Annotated in this window: 7 protein-coding genes and 1 pseudogene; 3 read left to right on the top strand and 5 right to left on the bottom strand. The window is 58.2% G+C overall.

Annotated elements, in window-relative coordinates; all coding sequences use genetic code 11:
- Window positions 1-10: 10 nt before the first annotated feature.
- The 3 genes from AC1DH9_RS22925 to AC1DH9_RS22915 form a co-directional block, all read right to left on the bottom strand.
- Window positions 11-685, bottom strand: coding sequence for a cache domain-containing protein (locus AC1DH9_RS22925; RefSeq protein WP_477808833.1), 675 nt, complete (start codon window positions 683-685; stop codon window positions 11-13).
- 110 nt (window positions 686-795) lie between these two features.
- On the bottom strand, window positions 796-1,368 hold the full coding sequence (locus AC1DH9_RS22920; protein ID WP_427543671.1) for a YceI family protein: 573 nt from the start codon (window positions 1,366-1,368) through the stop codon (window positions 796-798).
- A gap of 25 nt (window positions 1,369-1,393) precedes the next feature.
- The gene (locus tag AC1DH9_RS22915) at window positions 1,394-1,954 is read right to left on the bottom strand and encodes a cytochrome b (protein WP_427543674.1); all 561 of its coding nucleotides are present in this window, start codon (window positions 1,952-1,954) and stop codon (window positions 1,394-1,396) included.
- 198 nt (window positions 1,955-2,152) lie between these two features.
- Here AC1DH9_RS22915 and AC1DH9_RS22910 point away from each other — a divergent pair, with 198 nt between their 5' ends.
- From AC1DH9_RS22910 to AC1DH9_RS22900, 3 genes are all read left to right on the top strand, one after another.
- The gene (locus AC1DH9_RS22910; RefSeq protein ID WP_427543677.1) at window positions 2,153-3,091 is read left to right on the top strand and encodes a class I SAM-dependent methyltransferase; all 939 of its coding nucleotides are present in this window, start codon (window positions 2,153-2,155) and stop codon (window positions 3,089-3,091) included.
- A 320-nt stretch (window positions 3,092-3,411) separates the two neighbouring features.
- Window positions 3,412-3,702 (top strand): type II toxin-antitoxin system RelB/DinJ family antitoxin, encoded by a 291-nt coding sequence (locus AC1DH9_RS22905; RefSeq protein ID WP_054598088.1) that lies wholly within the window; start codon window positions 3,412-3,414, stop codon window positions 3,700-3,702.
- The gene (locus AC1DH9_RS22900; RefSeq protein WP_477808832.1) at window positions 3,668-3,982 is read left to right on the top strand and encodes a type II toxin-antitoxin system YafQ family toxin; all 315 of its coding nucleotides are present in this window, start codon (window positions 3,668-3,670) and stop codon (window positions 3,980-3,982) included. The genes AC1DH9_RS22905 and AC1DH9_RS22900 overlap by 35 nt, the downstream gene beginning before the upstream one ends.
- Before the next feature lie 92 nt (window positions 3,983-4,074).
- Here AC1DH9_RS22900 and AC1DH9_RS22895 read toward each other — a convergent pair.
- Together AC1DH9_RS22895 and AC1DH9_RS22890 are read right to left on the bottom strand one after the other, a co-directional pair.
- Window positions 4,075-4,538, bottom strand: a pseudogene (locus AC1DH9_RS22895) (hypothetical protein).
- A 5-nt stretch (window positions 4,539-4,543) separates the two neighbouring features.
- On the bottom strand, window positions 4,544-5,071 hold the full coding sequence (locus tag AC1DH9_RS22890) for a DUF3087 domain-containing protein (protein WP_427543686.1): 528 nt from the start codon (window positions 5,069-5,071) through the stop codon (window positions 4,544-4,546).
- Window positions 5,072-5,343 lie beyond the last annotated feature (272 nt).

The following is a 5,343-nucleotide window of genomic DNA, read 5'->3' as shown; positions in this document are numbered from 1 at the left end:
GGCTTGAGCGTCATGTCCTGCGCCGAGGATTCGACAAACAATCGACTTTCCGGGAAAACCAGCTGGAATCCGCCCGTTGTCTCCCCATGCGGCTCTGGAGCAAGGAATCCAGAAAACCTGGCGCTGCGAGTGCCGTGACGCCCACGAGAACAGCTTGAACCCCGCCGTGTTCATCCTTGATGGGCGCGGACATCGGCAGCAGCGGTTTTTTTGTCGCTTGATCCACCGCAGGACGCCCGACAAATGAGTGGCCTGCCCATCCGGCTTGAATGTCATCACGCTCTGCGTAAGGGGTATTGAGCGGCGGCGTCAGGTCAGGATAGCTCGCGAGTAAATCCCCATTGGCGTTGACGATGTACACCTCTGTCGAGAACAACGTCTGGTAGGCGTAATGCTCTTTCAGCCAGGCGCGCAGTCGCTCGGGTTGCTTGAGGAAATCAACAGGAATGGAGGTGGCAAGGAGCTCGAGCAAACGCTGACGCTGAATGATTTTGTCGTCGATGTCGCGAGCGACATAGGTCGCCAACGCTAATTGCTGGCCTTCCACGACCGCGCTCAAATCCTCACGCAGAAAGTCGGTTAGCACGTAATAGCGCACGACCGCCCCAAACACGACAATGCACAGCGCCAATCCCAACAGCCGGGTGACAACGCTGTTGAAGATCCGGGTGAAATTCAAGGGCATATGAGAGTTATTTGGCATGGCCGGAGTGTAGCCGAGGGCGTAGCGCTTTTGGGTGTTTTCCCTTCACGGCGCGGCCAATCCATCGTCAGGTATCCGGGTTCGAGCACAGGCTACTGCTCGGGCGCGACCACCCGAAACTTGATGTTGATCTCGTTGGAGATAACCCCGTAATCGGCCCATTCGCCCTCACCGATCCTGAAGTCGCCACGCTTGAGAATGAACTCGCCATCGAATACACCGATGGCGCTCTCAGGTTTCAAGGTGATTTGTGCACCGACCTCGCGGGTAATGCCCTTGAGCGTGAGCTTGCCAGTGACCTCGTAGCGATTGTTGCCGAGCGCCTTCACGCTGCTCGATACAAACGTCGCTTGCGGATAGGCCGCGGTGTTGAACCAGGCGGGCTTTTTCAACTCGCTGTTGGCATCGCTGTTGCCGGCATCGATGCTGTCGAGCTGGATGGTCAGTGCGGCGTGGGCCGCCGAGGGGTTCGCCGAGTTGAAATCGAGGGTGGCCTCGAATTTGCCGAACGTGCCATACACCCTTGCTCCCATCTGGTTATAGGTGAAGCTGATCTGGCTCGCGCTTGCATTTACTTTCTTGTATTCGACGGCCTGGGCGCCCGCCGAGGTAGCGAATGCAAGGGCTGCCATCAGGAAGATGGAGCGTGGAAATCGATGGGTCATGGAATTATCCGGTCAGTGGCCTGCTTCATGGCTTGAGATGCCGTGGGTCAGGCTGGCGCTTTGACGGCAGTATGCGCGTCAGCACGTTGTCGCGATCAATGAAGTGGTGCTTGAGCGCCGCGCATGTATGAACGATCACCAGCACCAGCAATGTGTAGTTGAGGATTTTGTGCACATCGATGAGACGATCGCCGAGTGCGTCGTCCTTGGGCAGCAGATCCGGCAGCGGCAAGACACCAAACCATGACGTCTGGAAGCCTTTTGCCGAACTCATCAGCCAGCCGCTGAGCGGAATCGCGAGCATCAGTGCGTACATCACCCCATGCGAAAGGTGGGACGCGAACCTCATCACGGGCGACACGGGCGTCGGCAAGGGCGGAACAGGATGGCCCAGGCGCCAGCCGAGCCGTAGCAGCACCAGAAAAAACAAGGTCACCCCCGCCCACTTGTGCCATGAGTACAGCTTCAGTTTGGTCGGCGAAAGCGCAAGCTCTGGCATGTAGTAGCCGAGCGCGAAGGTGCCGATCAGCCCGAGGGCTATCAGCCAGTGCAGGCAAATCGCCGTGCGGGTGTAACGATCGTTCATGAGCGCTCCGTGTCGACTGACGACGTGACCGGGTAAAAACCTCGCTGCCTGACTGCCGGTACATTGTTGATCCGGGTCGGTACTTGCGCAAATGCTTTGATGGCGGCTCGCCTACGCAATCGCCTTTTGCCTCGCAAAACCCCTGACGCCACAATTGTGGTTAAAATGCCGCCCCTTTCATATTGCCGGCCCTGCCCGATGAACCCTGACGCCCTCGCCATCCTCCGCCAGCATTTACTGACGGCTCTGACCGCTGCCCCCGAAGAAACCCGCCGCGTGTTCCATGGCCGGGGCCGATGCTGGCCGGGGCTGGAACAACTGACCGTCGACTGGATGCAGGGTGTGGTGCTGGTCTCACTGTTCAAGGAGCCTGACCCGGCGCAGCTGGAGGCATTGAAGCAGCTGCTGATGGAGATTGCGCACTCGTCTGCGTGGGAAAAATCCGGCGCGCATACGCTACTGCTGCAACACCGCTACCTGCCGCAAAGCACCACCGAATGGTTGCTGGGGGAAACGATCGAGGAATGGACGATCACCGAGGGCGGCCTGCGTTATCGCATCGACCTGGGCAAAAAACAGAACAGCGGCCTGTTTCTCGACATGCGCTACGGCCGCAATTGGGTGCGCGCCAATGCCCAGGGCAAACGCGTCTTGAACCTGTTCGCCTACACCTGCGGGTTTTCGGTGGCCGCCATCGAGGGTGGCGCGGAGCATGTGGTCAACCTGGACATGTCCCGCGGCGCCCTGAGCCGCGGACGCGACAATCACCGGCTGAATGGGCACGACCTGAGCAAGGTCAGCTTTCTCGGCCATGACCTGTTCAAGTCCTGGGGCAAGGTCATCAACAGCGGCCCTTACGACCTGGTGATCATCGACCCGCCGTCGTTCCAGAAAGGCAGCTTTCTGCTGACCAAGGACTACCAACGCGTACTACGCCGCCTGCCAGAACTGCTCACCAGCGATGGCGTGGTACTGGCCTGCATGAACGACCCGGCCTTCGGCCCGGACTTTCTCATCGACGGCGTGACCCGCGAAGCCCCGAGCCTGCACTTCGAACAACGCCTGGAAAACCCACCGGAATTTCCCGATATCGATGCGCAAAGCGGTCTGAAGGCGCTGGTGTTCAGGGCAGGCTGATTAGCCATATTAGAATGGTTTGCTCAGCAGTCAGCCTCCTGAACAACCAGATTCAGGTAGGAAGCAAACACCGGAGCGCAACACCTTCAGTACCTTCCTGCATTGGGCTCGGACGGTTCTCAAACACAAAGTGGACCAGGCTGATATTCATCGTGTGCTTAAACGATTGAAATACCGAGCGAAAACTCCTGTCGGTGTTCAGACCGCGCCATAGGCTTTGAAACCACTCATCAAGGCGACGTTGACCGAAAGGACCCCGCTCAACCACAATGCCCGAGGTAGCGCCAATGTAGCTACAAATAAACGATGAGGTCATTACCATGGGTGCATTGCTGAAAACTACCGACGTGCGTTGCCGCATTGATGAGGATCTGAAGGTGCGTGCCACTGAAGTCTTAAACGCTTGCGGGCTGAGCATCAGTGACGCCATGCGTCTTTTTCTCCGTCAGGTCGTTGCAACTCAGGGGCTTCCGTTTGAGGTGCGCGTCCCTTCGGAAAAAACAGCTCGCGCCATGATGGAAGCGCGAGGCATTCGCCAACAGTTCGACTCGATAGACGACATGCTGAGGGACACTGATGGCGAAACCGGAGAAAAAGCAAAAGCGCGCTGAACTGCCAAAGCAGTGTGCTCAAACATCGGAATTCAAGAAGTCCTGGGAGCGTTACAAGCGAGCCGGACGCCGTGATATGAATGAAGTCCGGCAGGTGATGGTCATGTTATTTCTGGGGGAGCAACTGCCGGTCGAGTACCTGGATCATGCTTTGACGGGTGATTGGAGTGGTTTTCGGGAGTGTCATATTGGGGGGGACTTCTTGATGATCTACGAGCACTCACATTCTGACTTGATTACATTTGTCGATCTCGGARGTCATTCTGAACTCTTCAAGTAGGGTTCTGAACGCTAAATTCCAGCGTCCGAGCCTCTTACATCCGACTGTATACGACAGTACCCGTAAGAACTCAAAGTAGCGTGAACTGCCACCTACCCAAGCCGCTCCTGCACAAAAGCCTTCGCTTTGGCCGTCATCTGGTCGAGATGCCGGTCGCGCTGTTTTTCGGCATCGAGCATCGCCCGCTTCCCGTGTCGTTGCAGCAGATACGTATGGATCTGCCGCACTTCTGTCGAGCGGTAGATCGGCGCTGTATCCAGCACGCCCATCAAGCCGCCCGTGCTGTGATCGCGCGTATTCATCAGCACCTGCGGCCCGCGCGTGCCCAGCACCTGAAAGCCCATCGCTTCGAAACAGGCAACCTTGCCGACCGCGCACGTCAGCTCGGCATGCGGGTAGCGGCTGAGCATTTCCTGGACCATCGCCCGTGCGACGCCCTGGTGTCGATGGCAATCGCCACCGTGCTGATATCGGTCAGATAGTCGACGACCATTTGCAGAATCTGGTCATTGATGGGCTCGGAGCACGGGGTTTCAAAGTGGGTGATCGTGAACATCGAACTCATGCCTCCTTCGCCTTTACGGCCGCCAGCCACTCCGGGTTCAACTGATTCTGTTCAGTGTCGATCCCCAGCGCTTCCATGCTCGCCTTGTGCTGGTCGATCTCGCGAGTCATTTGGCTGAGGCTGCTGGTGTTGCCATCCAGTTGGTGCATTTGCGTGAGCCCCAGGTGGTAAAAGCGCAGCAGCTTGATGGCGCTCGGGTTACCGGCCTGCACCGCGTCGGTGACCTTATGCATGACGTTGGTGACGCTCATCAGGCTACGCTTGAGTTGCCAGCCGTAAACCGCCGCTGCCATCCACGGCTGCGACCAGCCTTTGGTCTTCATCAGCACAGCACTAACGATGACGGCGGCAATGACGCCCCCCAGGTTGAAGCGAAAGTTATCGCCACCGGGTTCGCCGAACAGCATGACCGCCAGGCCGGACAGCGTCATCGCCAGCAGAATGAAGGTCACGGCGATGATCACGGTGCTGCGGCGCGTCTGCTGTCGATAGGTTTCGGGGTTCCACGGCTTGATCTCGAACATCACGGCAGGGCTCTTTTGCTAAGTTGAAGACTGAATGCGCGGCATTATCGCCCGTAGCGACCGCTACCGACACGCTTAATCACCAGAAACACAACATCAGCTGTAACGCCCCCCCCCCGTAGCAGCTGCCGAGCCTGCGAGGCTGCGTTCGGCTGCGAAGCAGTCGTAAAACCTGCGAGCACGGTCTTCCTGAAACACCGCGCCGCCTGACTCTACGGCTGCTGCGCCCGAACGCGGACCGAGCCGAACGCAGGCTTCGCCAGCTGCTACGA

It is taken from the genome of Pseudomonas sp. 05T35 (assembly GCF_056396605.1).
This window is presented reverse-complemented; position numbering and strand designations above follow the sequence as displayed.